Below are 21712 nucleotides of genomic sequence, written 5' to 3' on the forward strand. Positions count from 1 at the left end.
TGAATCGTCATTGCGAGGGGCGAAGCCCCGCGGCAATCCAGAGCGGCGCGCGGGACTCTGGATTGCTTCGCGTGCCGCTCGCAATGACGAAGCGGGCGCGATCAAGCCATCAGCCCCGGCGCCCGGTAGCCTGCTTCAGAACACCACGACCGAGCGGATCGACTTGCCCGCGTGCATCAGGTCGAACGCGGTGTTGATCTCTTCCAGGCCCATGACGTGGGTGATCATCGGGTCGATCTCGATCTTGCCGGTCATGTACATGTCGACGATCTTGGGCACGTCGGTGCGGCCCTTGGCCCCGCCGAACGCGGTGCCGCGCCAGTTGCGTCCCGTCACCAGCTGGAACGGGCGGGTGCTGATTTCCTTGCCCGCCTCGGCCACGCCGATGATGATGCTGGTGCCCCAGCCGCGATGGCATGCTTCCAGCGCGGTCCGCATCACCTCGGTGTTGCCGGTGGCGTCGAAAGTATAGTCGGCTCCGCCCTCGGTCAGCTCGACCACCTTGGCGACGGTTTCCTCGCGGCTCAGGCCCTTGCTGTTGAGGAAGTCGGTCATGCCGAACTTGCGGCCCCATTCCTCGCGATCGGGGTTGATGTCGACGCCGATGATCTTGCCCGCGCCGGCCAGCCGCGCGCCCTGGATGACGTTGAGGCCGATGCCGCCGAGGCCGAACACCACGACGTTGTCGCCCACCTGGACCTTGGCGGTGTTGATCACCGCGCCCACGCCGGTGGTGACGCCGCAGCCGATATAGCACGAGGTCTGGAACGGCGCGTCCTCGCGGATCTTGGCCACCGCGATTTCGGGCAGGACGGTGAAGTTCGAGAAGGTGCTGCAGCCCATGTAGTGAAACACGGTCTGGCCCTTGTAGGAAAAGCGGCTGGTGCCGTCGGGCATCAGGCCCTGGCCCTGCGTGGCGCGGATCGCGGTGCACAGGTTGGTCTTGCCCGAAAGGCACGACTTACACTGGCGGCATTCGGGAGTGTAGAGCGGGATCACGTGATCGCCGGGCTTCACCGAGGTCACGCCGGGGCCGACCTCGCGCACGATCCCTGCGCCTTCGTGGCCGAGCACGCTGGGGAAGATGCCTTCGCTGTCGAACCCGTCGAGCGTGTAGGCATCGGTGTGGCACACGCCGGTCGCCATGATCTCGACCAGAACCTCGCCCGCCTTGGGGCCTTCGAGGTCCAGTTCCACGATCTCGAGCGGCTGCTTGGGCGCAAAGGCAACGGCGGCGCGGGTCTTCATGAGGGCATCCTCCAGGAATTGAGACGGCCGCCCTTAACATTGGACCAGCCGTGCGATAAATACGTGGTTCTGGTTTATTCTATTGCTATCATGGGATAATCGATTGTCCAAGTGGGACGGCTTCGAAGAGATCGTCGCGATTGCCGATTCCGGCAGTTTTGTCGCGGCGGCCAGGCGCCTGGGGGCGTCCACCTCGCACGTCAGCCGGGCGGTGGCGCGGCTGGAGGCGAAAGTGGGCGCGCGCCTGTTCGACCGCACCACGCGCACGGTAACGCTGACGCCGGTGGGCCGCGCCTTCGTGGAGCAGGGCCGCCGGCTGGTCGAAGAACGCGACGAGGCGCTGCAATACCTGACCCGGCAGGGCGAGATGCAGGGCGAAATCCGCATCACCTGCTCGATCTCGATGGGCGAACGCTTCGTCGCGCCGGTGGTCACCGAGTTCCTGGAGCGCCATCCCGGCATCACCGCGACCGTCGAACTGACCAACCGTGTGGTCGATCTGATCGCGGAAGGCTTCGACATCGGCATCCGCACCGGCCATCCGGCGGACAACCGGCTGGCGGCGCGGCAGATCGCCAGCCGCTCGTCCGACCTCTGCGCCGCGCCATCCTATGTCGCGCGCAAGGGCGCGCCGGCGCGCTGGCAGGATCTGGAAGCGCACGATTGCCTGATCGGCACCAACGCCACCTGGCATTTCGTGGAAAACGGCCGCCGGCTGACGTTCGTGCCCACCGGCCGGCTGCATTGCAACAGCGGCGCGGCGGTGGTGGAGGCGGCGGTGGCGGGCATGGGCGTGTGCCAGTTGCCCGCGTTCTACGTGCGCGATCATATCGCCGCCGGGCGGCTCGTCACGCTGCTCGACCGCTACCGCGATGCGCCCGAGCCCGTCTGGGCGGTCTATCCGCAACGCCGCCAGCTGGTGCCCAAGGTCAAGGGCATGATCGACCTGCTGGAAGACCGGCTGGGCCGCGTCATTCCCTGACCTTCATTCTTCGCCGGGCGACGGCTTCGGGGGCAGGTGCGCCAGATAGGCGAGGATCGCGGGCACGTCCTCTTCCGGCACCGGCGCGTGATAGACGTCGCGCATCTTGTGGACCACGCCGGCCCACGCTTCGGGCGAGAGCGCGGGCTGGGTCAGCGTCATGCTGGCCGAATGGCAGGCGGTGCAATCGGCGTTGATCGTGTCGGCCTTCGGCCCGCCGTCCGGGCTGTCCGGGAAGAACGGCTCCTCCACCGGTAGTGCGATGGTGCTCGAGGTCAGCGTGAAGCCGTTGGCGGTGACGCTTGCGGGGGCCGGCTCCGGCTTGCGCGCGCCGGCGGCGGACACGGCAAGCGTGGCGGAGGCGAGCGCGGCGAGAAGCGCGAACGTGGGCAGGCGGCGCGTCATGCGGTCACCATGATCGTGGTCGTTTCGACATTGGCGCGCATGAAGCCGCCGGGGTTCCAGATCGGCTGCAGTGGTTGTGTTTCGCCCTTGTCGCTGGTGCAGCGGGCCTGGAGCGCGACCATGCCCGGTGCGCCGACCGGCACCCGCGCATCCCAGCGGCGGAAGCCGTACTTGCCCTTGTCCGGCCCCAGCGTGGCGGGGAGCCAGGTCTTGCCCCCATCGGCCGAAACATCGACGCGGGCGACGCCGCAATCGCCGCCCATGGCGATGCCGCCCACCGCGATCGTCGGCGACCAGGGCACTCTCTGCCCCTCTGCCAGGCTGGTGATCCAGCTGCGCGCGACCATGCGGTTGATCGGCGTGGTCGGGAAGCCGGAACTGCCGGCGGCGACATTGGCGCCGGGCGTGTCCGGGATCTTGTAGGCCTTGGCCATCCAGTACCCGGTATCGGGCGCGGCCAGCACCTCGATGTCGTTGAGCATCTTGACCCAGTAGGTCGAATACCAGCCCGGCACGACCAGCCGCAGCGGGAAGCCGTTGAGCAACGGCAACTGCTCCCCGTTCATGGCGAAGGCGATCATCACTTCGCCATCGCGCGCATGGTCGATGTTCAGTGATTTCGTGAAATCGGGCGCTTCGGGCACCAGCGGCTGGTCCATGGCGCCGAAGCGCACCGCCACCGCGCCGGGGCGCACGCCGGCGAGATCGAGCACGTCGCGCAGGCGGACGCCGGTCCACAGCGCGTTGCCCATGGCCCCGTGCGCCCATTGCGCGCCGGGCACGCGCGGCTGGAACAGCCCGCGCGAATTGCCCGAACACTGGTTGATAGCGGCGATCTCGAAGCGCGGCAGGCGCAGGATGTCCGCCAGCGTCAGCGAAAGCGGTTTCGCCACTTCCCCGCGCACGGCCAGGCGGAAGGCGTTGACGTCCACCGTCGTGGGAATGTCCGCCCAGTGCCAGCGCACGAAGAACCGGTCGTTGGGCGTGAAGACATCGCCGTTGAACACCGAGAGCGGGGTTTCGAGCAGCGGCGGCCGCATCCGCTGGAGGATCATCGGCCCCTTGCCGGGGAACGCCGTGGTCATCGGCCGCGTGGACGGACCGCCCGGCAGGTGGAGATCGACCGTGCCTTCCGCCCCGAACGCCGGCCCGGCCAGCGCACCCGCGCCCAGCGCCGCGCCGCCTTGCAGCAGCCGTCGCCGGCCGAGCCGCGTTGCCAGCAGCGCATCGAACTGGTCCATCTTCATTTCTCCTTCGGGCCGATCGTTCAGGCCCGTCTTTCAGGCCAGGCCGGTCAGGCGCAGCACCGCCAGCGCGGCCAGGCCGAGCAGCAGCAGCGACAGCGTGACCACCGTTACCACGCGCGGGCCGGCGGCGGTAACGCTGCGCAGGTCGACGCCAAGGCCCAGCCCCGCCATGGCAAGGATGGTCAGGAACACGCTGGCCTCGTGCGCGGGGGCGATCGCCGCCGTGGGGACAAGGCCCAGCGACCGCAGCGCCGCTAGCGCCAGGAACACGAGGATGAACGGCGGCAGGAAGTGCAGCAGGCGATGGCGGCGCGCCGGCGCCCGGACCGCGGCGGCTTCCGCTTCTTCGGCCTGATGCGCCTTCAGCACCGACAGGCAGGCGACCACCGGCCCCAGCATCAGCACGCGCACCAGCTTGACCAGCGTGCCGGTCTGCACGGCGGAGGGGCCAAGCGGGCCGGCGGCGGCCAGCACTTGCGGCACGGCATAGACGGTCAAGCCGGCCAGCGTTCCCCCGGCGGCGGCGCTCAGGTGCAGCGCGTGCGCCACGATCGGCAGCGCGATCACCACGGCCACGCCCAGCACGGCGGTGAAGGCGATCGCCGTGGCCACGTCATCGCTTTCGGCATCGATCACCGGGGCGACGGCGGCGATGGCGGAATTGCCGCAGATCGCGTTGCCGCAGGCGACCAGCACTGCCATCTTGGGCGGCAGGCCGAACGCCCGGCCGAGCAGGAAGCTGGCGGCGATCGCGCCGAACACGATGGCGACGATGCCGGCGAGCAGCGGCAGCCCGGCGGCGGCGATCGTGGCGAAGCTGATGGTCACGCCCATCAGCGCCACCGCGCATTCGAGCAGGCCCTTGGCGGCCCACTGGATGCCGCATTCGAACCGGGCGGGCGGCGTCCACAGCGTGCGGACCGCGGTTCCGGCCAGAATCGCCAGAACCAGCGCTTCCACCCAGGCATGGCCGGCCAGGCGGACTTCCAGCCGCTCCAGCACCAGCGCGCCCAGCGCGACCGCTCCGCAGACCAGCAGGCCGGGCGCGTGGGAACGGGCGGAAAGAAAAGCTGTCATGCGCCGAAGATCGGCTTTTCTATCGAACAAATCCAACTGATTGAAATTGGAGATTCAATAGGACTTATCTATCAATCTGCGTCGGGCTGTTCCGACGGATGGGCGCGCCGGAAAGGCTCCAGCGCCGCGCACCGCGCCGCAATCCGCGCGATGGCAGGCCACGGCGCTAGGTCGATGCCGAAGCGCTCCGCCGAATAGACCTGCGGGATCAGGCAGCAATCGGCCAGGGTCGCGGCATCGCCGAAGGCGAAATCGCCGCCGTGGCGCGCGATCAGAACCTCCAGCGCGTCGAAGCCCGTGCCGATCCAGCGCGCGATCCACGCCGAGACTTGCGACTCGCTGGCGCCGAAATCCTGCCGCAGCGCTTGCAGCACGCGCAGGTTGTTGAGCGGGTGGATGTCGCAGCAGATCAGCCCCGCCATCGCGCGCACCGTGGCGCGGCCCAGGGCATCGCCGGGCAGCAGCGGGGTTTGCGGATAGACCTCGTCCAGCCATTCGAGAATGGCGGGCGACTGGGTGAGCACGGCGGCTTCGCCCTCCCTTTCGCCATCGAGTTCCAGCGCGGGCACCAGCCCTTGCGGGTTGAGAGCGAGGAACGCGGGCGCGCGTTGCGCGCCAGTGCGCAAGTCGTGCGTGACCTGCTCGTGGCCCACGCCTTTCAACGCCAGCGCGATCCGCACGCGGTAGCTCGCGGTGGAGCGCCAGTAACCGTGAAGCCGCGGCGTCATCGCGCCGGCTGGACGGTGCCGGTGCAGGGACCGAAGCCGATCGTGCGGAACCCGTCTTGCACGGCACGCGCGGACAGGGTGAGCTGGTCGCCGTCCTCGAGGAAGCAGCGCGTTTCGCCGCTCGGCAGCGCGACCGGTTCGCGCCCGCCGCCCGAAAGCTCCATCAGGCTGCCGAAGCTATCGCGCGCCGGGCCGGAAATCGTGCCGGTGCCCAGCAGGTCGCCGGCATGGAGATCACAGCCGTTGGAGGTATGGTGCGTCACCATCTGTGCCACGGTCCAGTACATGTTCGTCGCCGGGCCGTGGCTGAGGCACAGCGGCGGCAGGCCGGCATCGCGCATCGCCGCGCTGGCGAGCGTGACTTCGAGGTCCAGCGCGAGCGCACCGGCTTCGGCGTCCGCGGCATCGACCAGGTAGGGCAGCGGCTGCGGATCGGCCTCCGGCCGGGGCGGCTGGCCCACGCGGAACGGGGCCAGCGCCTCGGCGGTCACCACCCACGGGGATACCGTGGTGAGGAAGTTCTTGGCCAGGAACGGCCCGAGCGGCTGGTATTCCCACGCCTGGATGTCGCGCGCCGACCAGTCGTTGAGCAGGGTCAGCCCGCCGATCCGGCTCCACGCGTCGGCGATGGGCACCGGTTCGCCCAGCGCGTTGTCGCCCGCGATCCACACGCCCAGTTCCAGCTCGTAGTCGAGCCGCCGCGATGGCGCGAACACCGGCGCTTCGGCATCGGGCGCCTTGAGCTGGCCCTTGGGGCGCAGCAGCGTGGTGCCCGAGACCCGCACGGACGAGGCACGGCCGTGATAGCCGATCGGCACGTGGCGATAGTTGGGCAGCAGCGGATTGTCGGGCCGGAACAGTTTGCCGATGTTGGTGGCGTGATGAATGCCGACGTAGAAATCGGTGTAGTCGCCGATGTGGAACGGCAGGTGCAACGCGCAGTCTTCCGCGCGGTGCAGCAGCGGGGCCAGCCGCACGCGGAACCGGTCGGAGGTCAGGCACGCGAACAGCGCGTGGCGCAGCGCCAGCCGGTCGGCGGCGGGCAGGGCGAACAGCGCGTTGAGCGTGGCCTGTCCCAGTGCCGGCACCACGGCCGGCGGCAGCAGGCCCTGTTCCGCCATGGCGGTAAGGTCCAGCACGCAATCGCCGATGGCGGTGCCGGCACGCGCGGGGCCACCATCGGTCGAGAAGATGCCCAGCGGCAGGTTCTGGACCGGGAATTCCGCATGGTCGTCCGCCGCCGGCACCCAGCTCGATGCCTGCGGATTGTGCGTGTGGTCGATGCTCATGCGTCCTTCGGCTCCGCATGCAGCCAGGCGGCATGGCGCGGGGCGCGCTTCGTCCGGCTCCATTCCTCAAGCATGACCGGGGCCAGCGTCTTCAGTTCGGCGTACTGTTCGGGCGTGCCGATGTTGCACGCCAATTCCAGCCGGTGCCCGTTGGGATCGAAGAAATAGATCGACTTGAAGATGCCGTGCCAGGTCGGCCCCAGCACGTCGATGCCCTGCGCCTCGATATGCGCCTTGGCCGCCAGCAGCGCGGCTTCGTCCTCCACCTCGAAAGCCAGGTGCTGCACCCAGGCCGGCGTGTGGGGATCGCGGCCCATCGCCGGCTGTTCGGGCAGTTCGAAGAAGGCCAGCACGTTGCCGCCGCCGCAATCGAGGAACACGTGCATATAGGGATCGTAGGCCCCCGTCGATGGCACATGGTCTTCCGCGAAGGCGGTGGTGTAGGTCATGCCGAGCACGCGCTCGTACCATTCCACTGTCGCCTTGGCATCGTTGCAGCGGTAGGCGACGTGGTGGATGCGGCTGAGGCGCGGCGCGGTCATTGCGCCGGTTCCACCTGCAGCGCGCCGCGGCGCATCTGGTCGCGTTCCATCGATTCGAACAGCGCAGTGAAATTGCCTTCGCCGAAGCCTTCGTCGCGCTTGCGCTGGATGAATTCGAAGAACACCGGGCCGATCATCGTTTCCGAGAAGATCTGCAGCAGCAGGCGCGGATCGCCATTGACGGTCGATCCGTCGAGCAGGATGCCGCGTGCCTGGAGCTGGTCCACCGGCTCGCCATGGCCGGGCAGGCGCTCGGCCAGCATCTCGTAGTAGGTTGCGGGCGGGGCGGTCATGAACGGGGTGCCGCTGGCCTTCAGCCGGTCCCACGTCGCCAGCAGATCGTCGCAGGCAAAGGCGATGTGCTGGATGCCCTCGCCATTGTAGGCGCGCAGGAACTCCTCGATCTGGCCGCCGCCGGCCTTCCCTTCCTCGTTCAGCGGGATGCGGATCTTGCCGTCGGGCGCGGTCATCGCCTTGCTGGTGAGGCCGGTATATTCGCCCTTGATGTCGAAATAGCGGATCTCGCGGAAACCGGCGATGCGCTCGTAGAACGCCGCCCAGTGCGCCATGCGCCCGCCATAGACATTGTGCGTGAGGTGATCGATCAGCTTCAGGCCCGCCCCGGCCGGATGGCGATCCACGCCTTCCTCGTACACGAAGTCGATGTCGTAGATCGACAGGGCATCGCCGTAACGGTCCAGCAGATAGACGATCGAGCCGCCGATGCCGCGGAACGCCGGCAGGCGCAGTTCCATCGGGCCGGTGCGCACCTCGACCGGTTCCGCGCCGCGTTCGAGCGCCTCGGCATAGGCCTTCGCCGCATCGCGCACGCGCCAGCCCATGCCGCAGGCCGAAGGGCCGTGTTCGGCGGCGAAATAGGCGGCGGGGCTGCGCGGTTCGTAGTTGGCGATCAGGTTGATGTCGCCCTGCCGCCACAGTTGCACGTCCTTGGACCGGTGCCGCGCGACGCGGATGAAGCCCATCGCGGCGAACACGGGTTCCAGCACGCCCTTTTCCAGCGCGGAAAATTCGATGAACTCGAAACCGTCGAGGCCCAGCGGGTTTTCGAACAGGTCAGCCATGGCTCTCCCCAGCATCAATTGCGAATGTGGCGCACAGTCTAGCGCTAATCACGCTCAAAAAGTGTGCATTCTTGGCGCATTTTGAGCGTGATTTGCACTAACGGTGCGCTATGGGTCGTCTCGAAGCGCCATCCGTGCTTGCAGGACATTGCCCATGCTCGACCGTTTCGATCTCAAGATTCTCGCGATCCTCCAGGAGAAGGGGGATATCGGCCCGGTGGAGATGAGCCAGGCGGTCCATCTCTCCGCGTCGCAATGCTCGCGCCGGATGCAGCAGTTGCGCAAGGCCGGCTATATTCGCGGGGTCCATGCCGCGCTCGATGCCGGGCGGCTGGGCGTGGGCATTTCCGCCTATATCCTGCTTACCATGAACAGCCACGGGATCGCCGCGGCCGAGGCATTCCGCGCGCGGGTGCTGGAACTGGACGAAGTGCTGGAATGCCAGAAGCTGACCGGGGAGGCCGACATGATCCTCAAGGTCGCCACGCGCGATCTCGCCTCGTTCAACCACCTGTTGACGCGCCAGATTCTCGGGTCCCCCGAAGTGGCGACCGCGCGTTCCAGCATCATCCTAGAGGACGTGAAAAGCACCACTGCTCTCCCGCTGCGCTTCGCCGGCGCGGTCAATCCCGCCGACGGAACGTGACCACCAGCACGTCGCGCCAGCCTGGCCACGCGGGGTCTTCGGGCCGCACCGGCGAAACCTCGTGCATCACGCGCCGGTCGTCGAGCAGATAGAGATCGCCGGGCACGGTCAGCGTGGTCCGGTCCAGCGTCCTGCCCTCCAGGTCGGTGATGCGGGTGATGCCGCTCGCCACGTTCCGCCGCGCCACCAGTTGCACCAGCACCCGGTCCACGCCGTCGCGGTGCAGCCCCTCGGGGGTCGGCAGGCCGGCGTTCTCGCTTCCCGCCATGATGCGGAACTGGTGCGCTTCGACATGCCAGCACGCGCCTGGCGCGAACAGCGCACCGGCATCGCGGAGCAAGGCCAACAGACAGGGATGCGCAGCGGCTTCCGGCGCGAAAGGCGCGAAATGGCGCGCGATTCCGCCGTTGAGCGGGTTGTAGGACAGGCTCTGGTAATGCGGTTCGGCCGGGCGCGGCGTGATCGTGTCGCCTTCCAGCGCGAAGGTCGCATAGCGGCGCCGGCGGTAGCGGCCGCCGTCGGCCATGAAGGTGTCGAGCGGCAGGTCGTTCCAGAAGTCCGCGAAATCGGGCGGGAAGGGCGCCCCGCGCGCGATCGCGTAGCCATCCCGCGCGAGCGCATTTTCCAGGGCCACCAGGCTACCGGTTTCCGGCCGTTCTGCGGCGAGTGTGCCGACTGGCGATGCATCGTCCATGGCGTTTCCTTGCGTGCCGCCGCGATATGGGAAGTCCCGGGCGGAATGCCCACCCCACCGGTGCGCTAGCGCGCCACCAAGGCGGGAATGAGGCCGCACCCGATTGCCCGCCTGTGCATCGTGCGATAAGGTTGCGACAAGAAACCGATCGGAGAGCGATGACCATGGCCACGCAGATGCGCCCGAATATCGAATGCAGCGATGCCGAATGGCAGGCCCGGCAGGAACTGGCGGCGTGTTACCGCATCTTCGATCTGCTCGGCTGGTCGGAATCGGTTTACAACCACATCTCCGTGCGCGTGCCGGGGGAGGACAACGCTTTCCTCATCAACCCCTTCGGCCTGCTCTATTCCGAAGTCTGCGCGTCCAACCTCGTCAAGATCGACATCGACGGCAACAAGCTTGACGGCAGCCCGCACGCGGTGAACAAGGCGGGCTTCACCCAGCACGGCTATTTCCACCGGCACCTGAACTGGGCGCACGCCATCTGCCACGTCCACACCACGGCGACGATGGCGGTGTGCAGCCTTGAGGAAGGGCTGATGCCGATCAACTTCTATGCCTGCAACTTCGCCGGGCGCCTCGCCTATCACGATTTCGAGGGCATCACCGTGCGCGCCGAAGAGGGCGAGCGCCTGCTGGCGAACCTGGCCGACAAGAACATCCTGATGCTGCGCAACCACGGCCCGGTGGTGATGGCGCCCACGCTCCAGGCGATGTTCATCCAGCAGTGGAGCCTCCAGCGCGCTTGCGAAATCCAGATGGCCACGCTGTCGATGGGACGCAAGCCTATCCTCGTGTCCGATGACGTCATCGCCGTCCACCAGCGTGACCTGCGCGAGGCGACGCCGCCGGGCGGCGGCGCCGGCGTGGGCGATTTCAACGCCTGGGTGCGGCGGATCGACAAGATCGATCGGTCCTGGCGGGATTGAAGCGCGGCGGAAAGGTGGGCTAGGGAACCCCCATGGCCCGCCTGACCGTCAACAACCAGCCGATGGAATTCCGGCTGGAACCGGATACCCCGCTGCTGTGGGCGCTGCGCGACGCGGCGAACCTGACTGGCACCAAGTACGGCTGCGGCACCGGCGAATGCGGCGCCTGCATGGTGATCGTCGATGGGCAGGCGATGCCCTCGTGCACGCTGTCGCTGGGGGAGGCGGAGGGCCGCAGCGTGACGACGATCGAGGGGCTGGCCCCCGATCGCAACCATCCCGTGCAACAGGCGCTGGTGGCCGAGCAGGCGATCCAGTGCGGGTTCTGCACGCCGGGCCTGGTCATGGCCGCCGCCGCCCTGCTGGCGCACAACGGCGATCCGACCGAGCAGGACATCACCGCCGCCATCACCAATATCTGCCGTTGCGGCGTCTATCCGCGCCTGGTCCGCGCGATCCAGCGCGCCGGCCGCGCCCTGCGGCACGCCGAAACGCTGCCGCCGCTGCCCGTGCCGGCCACCGCGACCACGCCGGGGCTTTGATCTTCCCCTCGCGCGCCGGCTGCGCTAGCGGGACGGCAACACAGGAGACCCGGCGATGAAGGCGACGATCTGGCACAATCCCAACTGCGGCACATCGCGCAACACGCTGGCGCTGTTGCAGGAAGCCGGCGCGGACGTGACCGTGATCGAATACCTCAAGACGCCGCCGAGCGCCGAAAAGCTGGCGCAACTCTATCGCGATGCCGGAATCACGCCGCAGCAGGGCCTGCGCCTCAGGGGCACCGATGCCGAGGAACGCGGCCTGCCCGCGGCGGACGACGCCACCGTGCTGGCGGCGATGGCGGCGGAACCGAAGCTGATCGAACGGCCGCTGGTGGAAACCGCCAAGGGCGTGCGGCTGTGCCGGCCCAAGGAAAAGGTGCAGGAAATTCTCTGAGCCGCGTCCAGACGCGCGTCAGAAGGGCAGCGCGCGTCCGGCAAGGATCAGCGCCAGCGCGCAGCCGAGCACGATCACCGCGCGCAGCCCTTCGGCAAGCGGCGCGACCGGCATCGAGGCCGTCTTGATCGAGGTAAGGGCGCGGGGCATGCCCCGATCATGCCCCGTCCCGCGTTAACAGGTCGTAAACGCGCCTATCCGCGCGTCAGCAGGAATTCCAGCAGCGCCGCCAGGCATTCGCGGCCCAGCAGCTTGCTGCGCTCCGGGCTCCAGCCCTGCGCCGGATCGGGCAGGTCGGCGTTGTCCTTGAACGGCATTTCCAGCGTCATCGAGACGCAGCCGTGGCTCGCGCCGAAGCGCTCGGCGAGCTGGTTGGTCGACATCGAGAGGTTGGCCTTGCCCGCTGGGGCCACCGGATAGCCGCGCCGTGTCTGGAAATCGGGCGTTCGCCGTTCGAGGATCGCGCGGTAGCGCCGATAATCCGCGCCCTGCTGTTCGGTCCACGAAGGGATGCCTTCGAAGCCGGCGATGAACACCGCCGGGATCGCCTCGTCGCCGTGAACGTCGATGGCGAAGTGGACGCCGGTTTCGTCCATCGCGTCGCGCACGCACAGCACTTCGGGCGAGCGTTCGGCCGATGGGTTATCCCATTCGCGGTTCAGGTTCACGCCTGCCGCGTTGGTGCGCAGGTGGCCACGCCGCGATCCGTCGGGATTCATGTTGGGCACGATGTGGAAGCGGCAGAGCTGGCGCAGCTTGCGCCCGTGTGGATCGGCGGGATCGGTCAGCAGTTCGAGCGCGCCTTCCATCCACCATTCGGCCATGCTCTCGCCCGGGTGCTGGCGGGCATAGAGCCAGACCTGGGTTGCGCCCTCGCCCAGCTCCAGCAGGTCTATCGGTTGGCCATCCAGCGTGGTGCCCAGCGTGCGGTGGGATACGCCCTCGCTGGCCGCCGCCGCCGCGACGAGATCGTGATGCCGCTCCATCGAATAGGGCGCGAAATAGGCGAACCAGGCGATGTCGGCGGCGGGGGTGTAGCGGATCGTCAGCGTGCCGCCGTCCGCCGCCGGGTCATAGGTGGATGCGGCGCGGCCCCAGTATTCGCGGTCTTCCGAAACGCAGGCGTTGTAGTCGGGCCAGCCGCCCGGATAGGCGGACTGGCCGAGTCCCGTGATCGCCAGCGTCAGTTCGCGCCCCGCCGCGCCGGCCACGCGGAAGTGGAACCACTGGGCGAATTCGGACTGGTAATCGCGCCGGATCGCCAGCCGGGCGGCGGTTCCGTCGATGGAAAGAATGTCAATGTTGCCGCTGTCGAACGCGGCGTCGATCCGGATGGGGGCTTGGGTCATTTGACCTGGATAGTCTCTCCGGACTTGCCGGGGAAGTCCGCGAACAGCGCATGGGCCAGGCGCGGCGCGACACTGGCCGCGTCGGCATCCTTCTTCTTCGCGTTGTCGCGCGATTCGGCGCGGCCTTCCCACAGCGCCTGCCCCGTCGCGCGGTCGCGGATCGTCACGGACAGGCGGGTATCGGTCCATTCGCGCGATCCGCCGCCCAGGCTGAAGCCGACGCCCAGGCCCACGCCGCTGTGCCAGCCGCCAGTGGAGCCGCCCACGCCCACGCTGACCGGCCCACGCTGGCGTTCCTGCCGCTCGGTGCGCCGTTCCACCCGCACTTCGACGAGCGCGTCCGCCGCGCCGGCGGTCGCCGCGCCAAAGCCACGGGTCGCCACTTCGCGCATGACCGCATCGTTCCACAGCGCGGTTTCGAGACCGGCGGGGTCTTCGCCCGGCGCGGGGGCCAGCGCCAGCGCGGCGCCCGGCGCCAGCTTCGCCAGCGATTCGGGGGTGTGGAACCGCGTGACTTCGACCGGGGCAGCGAACGCCACGCCGGGCGCGGCCGGCAAGGCGGCCAGCACAAGGGCGGAAGCAATCAGCAGGCGGCGCATCGGCGTATCCTCAATCGTTGTCCCGGTAACCGATATGGGCGTGATACGTGCCCGTGCAACCGCAGGTTGCTCCGATCAGGGCTGGAGCGCGGCCACTTCGGTGCCTTCGGGGAACTTCGCGAACAGCGCGGTGGCCAGCCGCGTGGCGACGGCGGTGTTGTCCAGCCCGGCCTCGCCCTCGCGCGCGACGCCTTCGGCATGGCCTTCCCACAGCACGTGCCGCGTCGCCTTGTCGCGAATGCGCACTTCCAGCCGCGTGCCGATGATCGCCTTCTTCGGCTTGGACAGATCGACCGCCAGCGCCAGCCCCACGCCGCTGCCACGGTTGCTGATCGTGGTGCTCATCGCGCCGCTGACGGGCTTGTGGGGGGCTTCCTCGGGCTGGACCACCGAATGGCTGACCGCCACTTCGGCCACCTGCCCGCCGTCCGCGCCCGACGTGGCGGTGTTGTAGCCGTGCCCGGCAAGCTGATCGACCACCGCCGCCTCATAGACCGGCAGTTTGGCGTCGGGCTCGACGTTGTCCTCGCTGCCGTCGTAGCCATCGGGTGCGACGGCGGCGATCACGATCGGCCCCTGCCCCAGCGCGCTGCCGGCGTCGGCCGCGCGGAACGTGGTGACATCGACCTTTTTGGACGGTTCGCTGCCCGTCCGGCTGTCGCGGGCGTTCGCTCCGTATGGTCCGAACGGATCGCGCCCCCAACTCCCGCCGCCCCAGCCGCCACCATAGGGCTGCGCCTGCAGCGCCGCCGGCGCGCCGGTCAGCACGGCCGCCGCGATCAGGAGGGACGAAAGGGCGGAGGTTTTGCGAACCCGGGGCATGGCGTGTGATCTTTCGGTAAGGGCTTCGACGGCGATCCCGCCCGCGCGATGACACGCCGGCGCTTTCACCTGACTGAACGCACGACTTAATGATTCCCTGCGAATCTTGCTGCTAGAGCGGAGTGCCTGATGCATCCGGAGTGATTCGCGCATGACCAAAGTACCCGTCCTCGTCACTGGTGGCGCAGGCTATATCGGCAGTCATGCCGTGCTGGCGCTCAAGGACGCGGGGTGGCCCGTCAGCGTGATCGACAACCTGACCACGGGGTTCCGTTTCGCCCTTCCCGATGGCGTGCCGTTCTACCAGGGGGATATCGAGGACGGCGATCTGCTGGCGCGGATCATCGCGGAGCAGGGGATCGGGGCGGTGATGCACTTCGCCGGATCGGTCGTGGTGCCCGAATCGGTCGAGAACCCGCTGAAATACTACCACAACAACACCGCCAAGAGCCGCGCGCTGATCGAATCGGCGGTGAAGGGCGGCGTCCGCCACTTCATCTTCAGCTCGACCGCCGCAACCTATGGCGTGCCCGAGGTTTCGCCGGTGACCGAGGACAGCCCGAAGCGGCCGATCAATCCCTATGGCATGTCCAAGCTGATGACCGAGATCATGCTGGCCGATATCGCCCGGGCGCACCCGCTGAACTTCTGCGCGCTGCGCTATTTCAACGTGGCCGGGGCCGATCCGCAGGCGCGCACCGGCCAGTCGACCGCCGGGGCGACGCATCTGATCAAGGTCGCGGTCGAGGCGGCGCTGGGCAAGCGCGGCCATGTCGCGGTGTTCGGCACCGACTATGCCACGCCCGACGGCACGGGCGTGCGCGACTATATCCATGTGTCGGACCTGGCCGAAGCGCACGTGCTGGCACTGGGCGCGCTGATCGAGCAGCCGGAACGGTCGTTGACCATGAACTGCGGCTATGGGCGCGGCTTCTCGGTGCTGGAAGTGCTGGACGCGGTGGACCGCGTCACCAACCGCACCATCGTTCGCCAGATGGAAGGGCGCCGCGCCGGGGACCCCGATTCGCTGATTTCCGACAACAGCCGGATCCGGGCGACCGTGCCGTGGGTGCCGAAATATGCCGATCTCGAAACCATCGTCACGCACGCGCTGGCGTGGGAACGCAGGCTGACGGAGATCCTTGGCGAAGGTTGACTTTCCCCCGCCCCGCCCTTATCGGCGCGCCTTCAGTTTCAAGCCCGGTCGCTTCGGGCAAAGGGATTCGTCATGAAGATTCGCAACAGCCTGAAGTCGCTCAAGGACCGTCACCGGGATAACCGCGTGATCCGCCGCCGTGGCCGGACCTACGTCATCAACAAGACCAACCGTCGCTTCAAGGCGCGCCAGGGCTGATCCGGCTCTGGCGGAAGCGTTCCTGCATCAGCCGGAACGCTTCCGTCCTGATTGATCGACCGCCTCTTGCAGAGGCCGGCTGCCCCCGCAATTGCGGGGGCGCGTTTGTTTGCGGGGATGCAACGTGAACCAGCCGAACGGTGCCCCGATCGATGCTGTCGTGTGGGACATCGGCCGCGTGCTGGTGCAGTGGCGAATCGCCTCGCTTTACGAAAAGCTGATCGCCGATCCGCGCGAGCTGGACTGGTTTCTGGCCAACGTGGTGACCGAGGAATGGCACGCGCAGCATGACGCGGGCGTTCCACTGGCGGAGATGATCGCCGCGCGCTCTGCCGAATTTCCCGCCTATCGCGCTCTGATCGAAGCCTATGCGCCCAACTGGCTGGACGCGGTGCCGGGGCCGGTCGCCGGCACGCACGAACTGGTCCGGGCGCTGGACGCGCGCGGGATACCGCAGTTTTCGATCACCAATTTCGGCGCCGATACCTGGGCGATGTTCCGGCCGACCTTCCCGGTCCTCGACCATTTCCGCGATATCGTGGTGTCCGGCGTGGAAAAGCTGATCAAGCCCGATGCGGCGATCTATGCGCTGGCGGCCCGCCGTTTCGGCCTGGCACCGCAGCGGATGCTGTTCATCGACGACAACGCAGCCAATATCGCGGCGGCGGCCGCGCTCGGCTGGCATACCCACCATTTCCGCGATGATGCCGCCGCGCTGCGCGCCGATCTCGAAGCGCGCGGCCTGCTCTGAACCCCACTGTTGCGGCAGCGGGCGCTTGATCTTGCCCCCTTCCGCCGCCTAGCGTCGCAGCCTTACTTCGGCGGGGAGAGCTATGGCATCGGGCGCGCAGCATGGATCGAAGGAAGCGCCGGGCCGGTTGCGTTCGATTTTCAGCGGATCGGTGGGCAATCTCATCGAATGGTACGACTGGTACGTCTATGCCGCGTTCTCGCTCTATTTCGCCTCGGCGTTCTTTCCCAAGGGCGATTCCACCGCGCAGCTGCTGAACACCGCCGCGATCTTCGCGGTGGGCTTCCTGATGCGCCCGGTCGGCGGCTGGCTGATGGGGCTCTACGCCGATCGCGCGGGGCGCAAGACGGCGCTGACCGCGTCCGTGCTGCTGATGTGCCTGGGATCGCTGATCGTCGGGCTGACGCCGGGCTATGACCGGATCGGCGTGGCCGCGCCGGTGCTGCTGGTGATCGCGCGGCTGTTGCAGGGCCTCAGCGTCGGCGGCGAATACGGCGCGAGCGCGACGTACCTGTCCGAAGTGGCCTCGGCCGAGCGGCGCGGCTTCTGGTCCAGTTTCCAGTACGTTACCCTGATCATGGGGCAGTTGCTTGCGCTGGGCGTGCTGATCGTGCTGCAACAGGTGCTGACGGAGCAGCAGCTCCACGCCTGGGGCTGGCGCGTGCCGTTCCTGATCGGCGCGGCCTGCGCCGTTGCCGCGCTGTGGCTGCGCCGGACCATGCACGAAACCGCTGCGTTCGAGCAGGAGCGCGAACACCAGCCCTCGCTGCGCCGCCTGCTCGCCCACCCGCGCGAGGTGCTGACGGTGGTGGGCCTGACCATGGGCGGTACGGTCGCGTTCTATACCTTCACCACCTATGCGCAGAAGTTCATGGTCAACACCGCCGGCTGGTCGAAGGAGGACGCGACGCTGGTCTCCGCGCTGGTGCTGGCGGGCTTCATGGTGCTGCAACCGCTGGTCGGCGCACTGTCGGACCGGATCGGGCGGCGACCGCTGCTGCTGGCCTTCGGGCTGGTGGGCGCGGTCATCACCGTGCCGCTGATGCGCGCTCTGGCGGTGACGCACGATTTCTGGACCGGGTTCGCCCTGCTGATGGCGGCGCTGGTCGTGGTCAGCGGCTATACCGCGATCAACGCGGTGGTGAAGGCCGAACTGTTCCCCGCCGGCATCCGCGCGCTGGGCGTGGGCCTGCCCTATGCGGTGACCGTGTCCGTGTTCGGTGGATCGGCCGAATATATCGCGCTGTGGTTCAAGACCGAAGGCTGGGAAGACGGCTATTTCTGGTATGTGGCCGGCTGCATCGCGGTATCGTTCGTGGTCTACCTGCTGATGCCCGATACGCGAAAGACATCGCGAATCGCCTGAAGCATGACGCCGGGTTGACCCGCTTCGTCATTGCGAGCGGCACGCGACGCAATCCAGAGTCCCGCGCGCGGCTCTGGATTGCCGCGGGGCTTTGCCCCTCGCAATGACGATCAAAGGCTATGCCGTCCGGTTTTGTGGCAGCGCGATCAGCGAAATCTCGCGGCCGTAGTCCGGCTCGCCCCGGTGCGTGGCGCGGCGGAACGAATAGAAGCGGTCGGGCTGGCTATAGGTATCCTCGCCCAGCATGGCGACCGTGCCGACGCCCGCGGCGTGGAGCCGCGCGGCGACGTAGCCTTCCAGATCGAACCAGGCGTGCCCCGCCTTGCCGGCGCGGAAGAAGCGCGCGTTGGCCGGGTCGGCGGCCAGGAAGCGGTCCTCGAAGGTGGCGTCCACCTCGTAGCTTTTCTGCGCGATGCACGGGCCGACGACGGCGGCGATGTCCGCGCGGCTGGCGCCCAGCGCTTCCATCGCCGTGATGGTATTGTCGGTCACTCCGCCGAACGCGCCTTTCCAGCCGGCGTGCGCCGCGCCGATCACCCCGGCTTTTGCGTCATGGAAAAGCACGGGGGCGCAATCGGCGGTGAGAATGCCCAGCACCACGCCGGGCAGGCGGGTGACGAGCGCGTCGGCCTTCGGGCGGTCGCTCTCGGGCCACGGCTCGGTCACCGTCACCACGTCGGGCGAATGGATCTGATAGGCACAGACGAGCCGGCCGCCGGGAAGGACGGCTTCGCTTGCGCGGCGGCGGTTCTCGGCCGTGGCGGCGGGATCGTCCTCGCTGCCCCAGCCGACGTTGAGGCCGGCGAGCAGCCCTTCGCTCACCCCGCCGCGCCGGCCCAGGAAGCCATGCGCCGTGCCGCCCAGCGCCGGGTGGGTGAGCACGTCCACGCCGGCGGTGCCCGCAACCTCTCCCACCTCAGCTGTCCAGGCTGCGCGTGACCTGTTCGCGCACGTCGCGCGACAGCGTGGAGCAGGCGGCGATGCGTTCCAGCTCCGCCCGCATCAGCGCGGCGCGGCCCGGCTCCACCTTGCGCCAGCGGCCCAGCGGCGGCACGAAGCGCGCGGCGGTGTTGGCGTTGATCGGATCCAGCGCCAGGATCAGGTCCGCGATTAGGCGATAGCCTTCGCCGTCGGGATTGTGGAACGCCTGCGGGTTGGCCGCGAACGCCATGTAGAGCGAGCGCACCCGGTTGGGGTTGGTCATGGTGAAGTCCGGATGGGCGGCCAGCGCCTTCACGTGCGAGATCGCCTGCGGGTGCAGCGAGCCCGCCTGGAGCGAGAACCACTTGTCGATCACCAGCATGTTGCCGGCGAAGCGCTGGTGGAAATCGGCCAGCGCCGCCTCGCGCTCGGGTGCGGACAGGCCGCACAGCACCATCAGCGCGCCCTGCCGGTCGGTCATGTTGTCGGCCGCGTCGTATTGCGCCTTGGCGCGCCGGGCGGCTTCGGCGGGGTCGGCCGCGGCCAGATAGACCAGCGCCTGCGTCTTCAGCTTGCGCGCGCCGCGCGCGGCGGCGTCGAGGCTGTAGGGCACGGCGGAGCAGCGATCATGAAGCGCGATGATCTCCGCCCGCAACCGCGTGCCGAGGTGCTGCTTCAGCGCTTCGCGTTCGGCATGGACGCGCGAGGGATCGACCCCGGCGATCTGTTCGGCGAGATAGGCTTCGCCGGGCAGGATCACCAGTTCGCCGCGCATCAGGTCGTCGAGTTTGGCGTCGGCCAGGATCGTGCCGAAGGCTTCGGTAATCGCCGCTTCGCCGGTCGCGCGCGCGGCATCGTCGAGCGTGCCGGTCACCGCCGCGACAAGATGCTGGACGACCAGCTGCTGCATCGCCTCGTACCGGGCGAAGGGATCGTCGTCATGTTCGGCCAGGAACACGAGGTCGGCCGTCGTCGCCGGGCTGGTGATCGCCACGGGCGCGGAAAAGCACCGGTTGATCGACAGCACTGGTGCCTCGGCATGGCCTTCGAACGTGAAGGCCTGTTCCGCCTCTTCCAGCACCAGCAGGTGCTCGCCCCGGTGCGTGCCGGTGGCGCGGTCGAACAGCGCGGTGCGCAGCGGGATCGGCATCGGCTGCTTGACCGGCTGGCCGGGCGTGAGCGGCACAGTCTGGCGGAGCGTGAGCGTGACGGTGCCCGATGCCGCGTCGTGCGCCAGCGCCGCGTTCACCCTGGGCGTGCCGGCCTGTTCGTACCAGCGGCGGAATTTCGTGAGGTCCAGCCCTGCCCCGTCCTCGATCGCCTTGACGAAATCCTCGCAGGTCGCCGCCTCGCCATCGTGGCGCGCGAAATAGAGGTCGGTGCCCTTGCGGAAGCGTTCCGGCCCGGCCAGCACGGTCATCATGCGGATGACTTCGGCGCCCTTGTTATAGACCGTGGCGGTGTAGAAATTCGAGATTTCCGCGTAGCTGTCGGGCCGGATGGGGTGGGCAAGCGGCCCCGAATCCTCGGGAAACTGCGCCGCGCGCAGCACGCGCACGTCCTCGATCCGCTTGACCGGCGGCGATCCGCGATCGGCGCTGAACTGCTGGTCGCGCAGCACGGTGAAGCCTTCCTTGAGGCTGAGCTGGAACCAGTCGCGGCAGGTCACGCGGTTGCCCGACCAGTTGTGAAAGTATTCATGCGCGACCACGCCTTCGATCGCGTCGTAGTCCGCATCGGTCGCGGTTTCCGGATCGGCCAGGATGTAGCGCGTGTTGAAGACGTTGAGACCCTTGTTCTCCATCGCGCCGGCGTTGAAGTCGGAGACGGCGACGATGTTGAACAGGTCGAGATCGTATTCGCGGCCGTAAACGTCCTCGTCCCATTTCATCGAGGCGATCAGTGAACGCATGGCGTGGCCGGTGCGCGTCTCGTCGCCGGCGCGGACCCAGATCGCCAGATCGACCTTGCGGCCGGACCGGGTGGTGAAGCTGTCGCGCGTGGGCACCAGATCGCCCGCCACCAGCGCGAAGAGATAGGACGGCTTGGGCCAGGGGTCGTGCCATTCGGCCCAGTGCGTGCCGTCCGGCCCCTCTCCCTGCGACACCGGATTGCCGTTCGAGAGTAGCACCGGAAAGCGCGCTTTGTCGCCCGTCATCCGCACCGTGTAGCGGCTCAGCACGTCGGGCCGGTCGGGGAAGAAGGTGATCCGCCGGAATCCCTCCGCCTCGCACTGGGTGCAGAGCATCCCGCCGGACGCGTAGAGACCGGAAAGCTGTGTGTTCGCAGTGGGATCGACCAGAGTTTCGATGCCGATTTGGTGCTTTCCGCCCGGCAGGTCGATCAGCAGCGCATCGCCGTCCATGCGCCAGTCGTTGTGGGGCAGGCCGTCCACGGTCACGCTTGCGGGACGCAGGCTATCCCCGTCGAGACGGAGCGTGCGCGCGCCGTCGCCCGCCGGGTTGCGTTCGACCGAAAGCGTCGCCTGCACGCGGGTTTCGGTGAGCGACAGGGCGAAATCGAGCGCGATTTCCGGCACCAGCCACACGGGCGGCTGATAGTCGGCACGATGGATCACGGCAGGCTGTGCCGGCGCCGGAGCGTCGATTGCGGGGGTGGCCTGGGAAGCGGACGGCGGGTTGGCGAGGTCGTTCATGGTGCCAATGTAGGGCCAAGCAGGCCAAGGGCAATCGCCAAACGCTCTTGACTCCAGACGGTTTCGCCGCGCAGGCCTTGTTG

General features: G+C 68.1%; 24 protein-coding genes. 9 read left to right on the plus strand and 15 right to left on the minus strand.

Going from position 1 to position 21712, the window contains the following annotated elements:
• Window positions 1–135 precede the first annotated feature (135 nt).
• Window positions 136–1248: an S-(hydroxymethyl)glutathione dehydrogenase/class III alcohol dehydrogenase gene (locus FA702_RS12055; RefSeq protein WP_136956340.1), complete on the minus strand. Its 1113-nt coding sequence runs from the start codon at window positions 1246–1248 to the stop codon at window positions 136–138.
• 103 nt (window positions 1249–1351) lie between these two features.
• Between FA702_RS12055 and FA702_RS12060 the strand changes: the two genes are divergently transcribed.
• Window positions 1352–2230 (plus strand): LysR family transcriptional regulator, encoded by an 879-nt coding sequence (locus FA702_RS12060; protein ID WP_136956341.1) that lies wholly within the window; start codon window positions 1352–1354, stop codon window positions 2228–2230.
• Between the two features lie 3 nt (window positions 2231–2233).
• Here the strand turns inward: FA702_RS12060 and FA702_RS12065 are convergent, their stop codons facing one another.
• The 7 genes from FA702_RS12065 to hppD form a co-directional block, all read right to left on the minus strand.
• Window positions 2234–2635 carry a cytochrome c gene (locus FA702_RS12065; RefSeq protein WP_136956342.1) on the minus strand — a complete coding sequence of 134 codons (402 nt, stop codon included), beginning with the start codon at window positions 2633–2635 and terminating at the stop codon, window positions 2234–2236.
• Entirely contained in the window at window positions 2632–3876 is a 1245-nt protein-coding gene (locus FA702_RS12070) for a molybdopterin-dependent oxidoreductase (RefSeq protein WP_136956343.1), read from the minus strand. The genes FA702_RS12065 and FA702_RS12070 overlap by 4 nt, the downstream gene beginning before the upstream one ends.
• Before the next feature lie 39 nt (window positions 3877–3915).
• Complete coding sequence (locus FA702_RS12075) at window positions 3916–4959, minus strand: YeiH family protein (RefSeq protein WP_136956344.1); 1044 nt, start codon at window positions 4957–4959, stop codon at window positions 3916–3918.
• Between the two features lie 71 nt (window positions 4960–5030).
• Window positions 5031–5687, minus strand: a complete 657-nt coding sequence (gene maiA, locus FA702_RS12080) for a maleylacetoacetate isomerase (RefSeq protein WP_136956345.1) — start codon at window positions 5685–5687, stop codon at window positions 5031–5033.
• Window positions 5684–6976 (minus strand): fumarylacetoacetase, encoded by a 1293-nt coding sequence (fahA, locus tag FA702_RS12085; RefSeq protein WP_136956346.1) that lies wholly within the window; start codon window positions 6974–6976, stop codon window positions 5684–5686. The genes maiA and fahA overlap by 4 nt, the downstream gene beginning before the upstream one ends.
• A complete protein-coding gene (locus tag FA702_RS12090; protein WP_136956347.1) occupies window positions 6973–7518 on the minus strand; it encodes a VOC family protein in 546 nt (181 codons plus the stop codon). Before FA702_RS12090 ends, fahA begins: the two co-directional genes overlap by 4 nt.
• A complete protein-coding gene (hppD, locus tag FA702_RS12095; RefSeq protein ID WP_136956348.1) occupies window positions 7515–8600 on the minus strand; it encodes a 4-hydroxyphenylpyruvate dioxygenase in 1086 nt (361 codons plus the stop codon). The genes FA702_RS12090 and hppD overlap by 4 nt, the downstream gene beginning before the upstream one ends.
• A 154-nt stretch (window positions 8601–8754) precedes the next feature.
• Here hppD and FA702_RS12100 point away from each other — a divergent pair, with 154 nt between their 5' ends.
• Window positions 8755–9246, plus strand: coding sequence for an Lrp/AsnC family transcriptional regulator (locus FA702_RS12100; protein ID WP_136956349.1), 492 nt, complete (start codon window positions 8755–8757; stop codon window positions 9244–9246).
• Here the strand turns inward: FA702_RS12100 and FA702_RS12105 are convergent.
• Window positions 9224–9940 (minus strand): 2OG-Fe dioxygenase family protein, encoded by a 717-nt coding sequence (locus tag FA702_RS12105; protein ID WP_136956350.1) that lies wholly within the window; start codon window positions 9938–9940, stop codon window positions 9224–9226. The two genes, FA702_RS12100 and FA702_RS12105, sit on opposite strands and share 23 nt — an antisense overlap.
• A 164-nt stretch (window positions 9941–10104) precedes the next feature.
• On the opposite strand from FA702_RS12105, the gene FA702_RS12110 reads away from it, so the two are divergent.
• From FA702_RS12110 to arsC, 3 genes are read left to right on the plus strand one after another with little or no spacing between them, the layout of a single operon-like run.
• Window positions 10105–10872 (plus strand): class II aldolase/adducin family protein, encoded by a 768-nt coding sequence (locus FA702_RS12110; RefSeq protein WP_136956351.1) that lies wholly within the window; start codon window positions 10105–10107, stop codon window positions 10870–10872.
• A 32-nt stretch (window positions 10873–10904) separates the two neighbouring features.
• Window positions 10905–11414 (plus strand): (2Fe-2S)-binding protein, encoded by a 510-nt coding sequence (locus FA702_RS12115; RefSeq protein WP_136956352.1) that lies wholly within the window; start codon window positions 10905–10907, stop codon window positions 11412–11414.
• A gap of 55 nt (window positions 11415–11469) precedes the next feature.
• On the plus strand, window positions 11470–11811 hold the full coding sequence (gene arsC / locus FA702_RS12120) for an arsenate reductase (glutaredoxin) (protein ID WP_136956353.1): 342 nt from the start codon (window positions 11470–11472) through the stop codon (window positions 11809–11811).
• An 18-nt stretch (window positions 11812–11829) separates the two neighbouring features.
• On the opposite strand, the gene FA702_RS23210 is transcribed toward arsC, so the two are convergent.
• From FA702_RS23210 to FA702_RS12135, 4 genes are all read right to left on the minus strand, one after another.
• Window positions 11830–11961: a hypothetical protein gene (locus FA702_RS23210; protein ID WP_255504556.1), complete on the minus strand. Its 132-nt coding sequence runs from the start codon at window positions 11959–11961 to the stop codon at window positions 11830–11832.
• A 44-nt stretch (window positions 11962–12005) separates the two neighbouring features.
• Window positions 12006–13160, minus strand: a complete 1155-nt coding sequence (locus FA702_RS12125; protein WP_136956354.1) for a M14-type cytosolic carboxypeptidase — start codon at window positions 13158–13160, stop codon at window positions 12006–12008.
• Complete coding sequence (locus tag FA702_RS12130) at window positions 13157–13759, minus strand: DUF4136 domain-containing protein (protein WP_136956355.1); 603 nt, start codon at window positions 13757–13759, stop codon at window positions 13157–13159. Before FA702_RS12130 ends, FA702_RS12125 begins: the two co-directional genes overlap by 4 nt.
• 75 nt (window positions 13760–13834) lie before the next feature.
• On the minus strand, window positions 13835–14581 hold the full coding sequence (locus FA702_RS12135; RefSeq protein WP_136956356.1) for a DUF4136 domain-containing protein: 747 nt from the start codon (window positions 14579–14581) through the stop codon (window positions 13835–13837).
• Between the two features lie 151 nt (window positions 14582–14732).
• Between FA702_RS12135 and galE the strand changes: the two genes are divergently transcribed.
• The 4 genes from galE (at window position 14733) to FA702_RS12155 (ending at window position 18052) form a co-directional block, all read left to right on the plus strand.
• Window positions 14733–15737 (plus strand): UDP-glucose 4-epimerase GalE, encoded by a 1005-nt coding sequence (gene galE / locus FA702_RS12140; RefSeq protein WP_136956357.1) that lies wholly within the window; start codon window positions 14733–14735, stop codon window positions 15735–15737.
• A gap of 72 nt (window positions 15738–15809) precedes the next feature.
• Complete coding sequence (gene ykgO / locus FA702_RS12145) at window positions 15810–15935, plus strand: type B 50S ribosomal protein L36 (protein ID WP_003046794.1); 126 nt, start codon at window positions 15810–15812, stop codon at window positions 15933–15935.
• 124 nt (window positions 15936–16059) lie between these two features.
• The gene (locus tag FA702_RS12150; protein WP_210417535.1) at window positions 16060–16686 is read left to right on the plus strand and encodes an HAD-IA family hydrolase; all 627 of its coding nucleotides are present in this window, start codon (window positions 16060–16062) and stop codon (window positions 16684–16686) included.
• Window positions 16687–16768: 82 nt separating this feature from the next.
• The gene (locus FA702_RS12155; protein ID WP_136956359.1) at window positions 16769–18052 is read left to right on the plus strand and encodes an MFS transporter; all 1284 of its coding nucleotides are present in this window, start codon (window positions 16769–16771) and stop codon (window positions 18050–18052) included.
• A gap of 117 nt (window positions 18053–18169) precedes the next feature.
• Here FA702_RS12155 and pgeF read toward each other — a convergent pair whose 3' ends face one another.
• Both pgeF and pepN read right to left on the minus strand, forming a co-directional pair.
• A complete protein-coding gene (pgeF, locus tag FA702_RS12160; protein ID WP_370385467.1) occupies window positions 18170–18967 on the minus strand; it encodes a peptidoglycan editing factor PgeF in 798 nt (265 codons plus the stop codon).
• A 1-nt stretch (window position 18968) separates the two neighbouring features.
• Window positions 18969–21629, minus strand: coding sequence for an aminopeptidase N (gene pepN / locus FA702_RS12165; protein WP_136956360.1), 2661 nt, complete (start codon window positions 21627–21629; stop codon window positions 18969–18971).
• Between the last annotated feature and the right edge of the window lie 83 nt (window positions 21630–21712).

It is taken from the genome of Novosphingobium sp. EMRT-2, from assembly GCF_005145025.1.
GTDB lineage: Bacteria > Pseudomonadota > Alphaproteobacteria > Sphingomonadales > Sphingomonadaceae > Novosphingobium.

Coding starts and splice junctions, on each gene's coding strand:
- FA702_RS12055 (WP_136956340.1), bottom strand. CDS start 1,248: ATGAAGACCCGCGCCGCCGTTGCCTTTGCGCCCAAGCAGCCGCTCGAG.
- FA702_RS12065 (WP_136956342.1), bottom strand. CDS start 2,635: ATGACGCGCCGCCTGCCCACGTTCGCGCTTCTCGCCGCGCTCGCCTCC.
- FA702_RS12070 (WP_136956343.1), bottom strand. CDS start 3,876: ATGGACCAGTTCGATGCGCTGCTGGCAACGCGGCTCGGCCGGCGACGG.
- FA702_RS12075 (WP_136956344.1), bottom strand. CDS start 4,959: ATGACAGCTTTTCTTTCCGCCCGTTCCCACGCGCCCGGCCTGCTGGTC.
- maiA (WP_136956345.1), bottom strand. CDS start 5,687: ATGACGCCGCGGCTTCACGGTTACTGGCGCTCCACCGCGAGCTACCGC.
- fahA (WP_136956346.1), bottom strand. CDS start 6,976: ATGAGCATCGACCACACGCACAATCCGCAGGCATCGAGCTGGGTGCCG.
- FA702_RS12090 (WP_136956347.1), bottom strand. CDS start 7,518: ATGACCGCGCCGCGCCTCAGCCGCATCCACCACGTCGCCTACCGCTGC.
- hppD (WP_136956348.1), bottom strand. CDS start 8,600: ATGGCTGACCTGTTCGAAAACCCGCTGGGCCTCGACGGTTTCGAGTTC.
- FA702_RS12100 (WP_136956349.1), top strand. CDS start 8,755: ATGCTCGACCGTTTCGATCTCAAGATTCTCGCGATCCTCCAGGAGAAG.
- FA702_RS12105 (WP_136956350.1), bottom strand. CDS start 9,940: ATGGACGATGCATCGCCAGTCGGCACACTCGCCGCAGAACGGCCGGAA.
- FA702_RS12110 (WP_136956351.1), top strand. CDS start 10,105: ATGGCCACGCAGATGCGCCCGAATATCGAATGCAGCGATGCCGAATGG.
- FA702_RS12115 (WP_136956352.1), top strand. CDS start 10,905: ATGGCCCGCCTGACCGTCAACAACCAGCCGATGGAATTCCGGCTGGAA.
- arsC (WP_136956353.1), top strand. CDS start 11,470: ATGAAGGCGACGATCTGGCACAATCCCAACTGCGGCACATCGCGCAAC.
- FA702_RS23210 (WP_255504556.1), bottom strand. CDS start 11,961: ATGCCCCGCGCCCTTACCTCGATCAAGACGGCCTCGATGCCGGTCGCG.
- FA702_RS12125 (WP_136956354.1), bottom strand. CDS start 13,160: ATGACCCAAGCCCCCATCCGGATCGACGCCGCGTTCGACAGCGGCAAC.
- FA702_RS12130 (WP_136956355.1), bottom strand. CDS start 13,759: ATGCGCCGCCTGCTGATTGCTTCCGCCCTTGTGCTGGCCGCCTTGCCG.
- FA702_RS12135 (WP_136956356.1), bottom strand. CDS start 14,581: ATGCCCCGGGTTCGCAAAACCTCCGCCCTTTCGTCCCTCCTGATCGCG.
- galE (WP_136956357.1), top strand. CDS start 14,733: ATGACCAAAGTACCCGTCCTCGTCACTGGTGGCGCAGGCTATATCGGC.
- ykgO (WP_003046794.1), top strand. CDS start 15,810: ATGAAGATTCGCAACAGCCTGAAGTCGCTCAAGGACCGTCACCGGGAT.
- FA702_RS12155 (WP_136956359.1), top strand. CDS start 16,769: ATGGCATCGGGCGCGCAGCATGGATCGAAGGAAGCGCCGGGCCGGTTG.
- pepN (WP_136956360.1), bottom strand. CDS start 21,629: ATGAACGACCTCGCCAACCCGCCGTCCGCTTCCCAGGCCACCCCCGCA.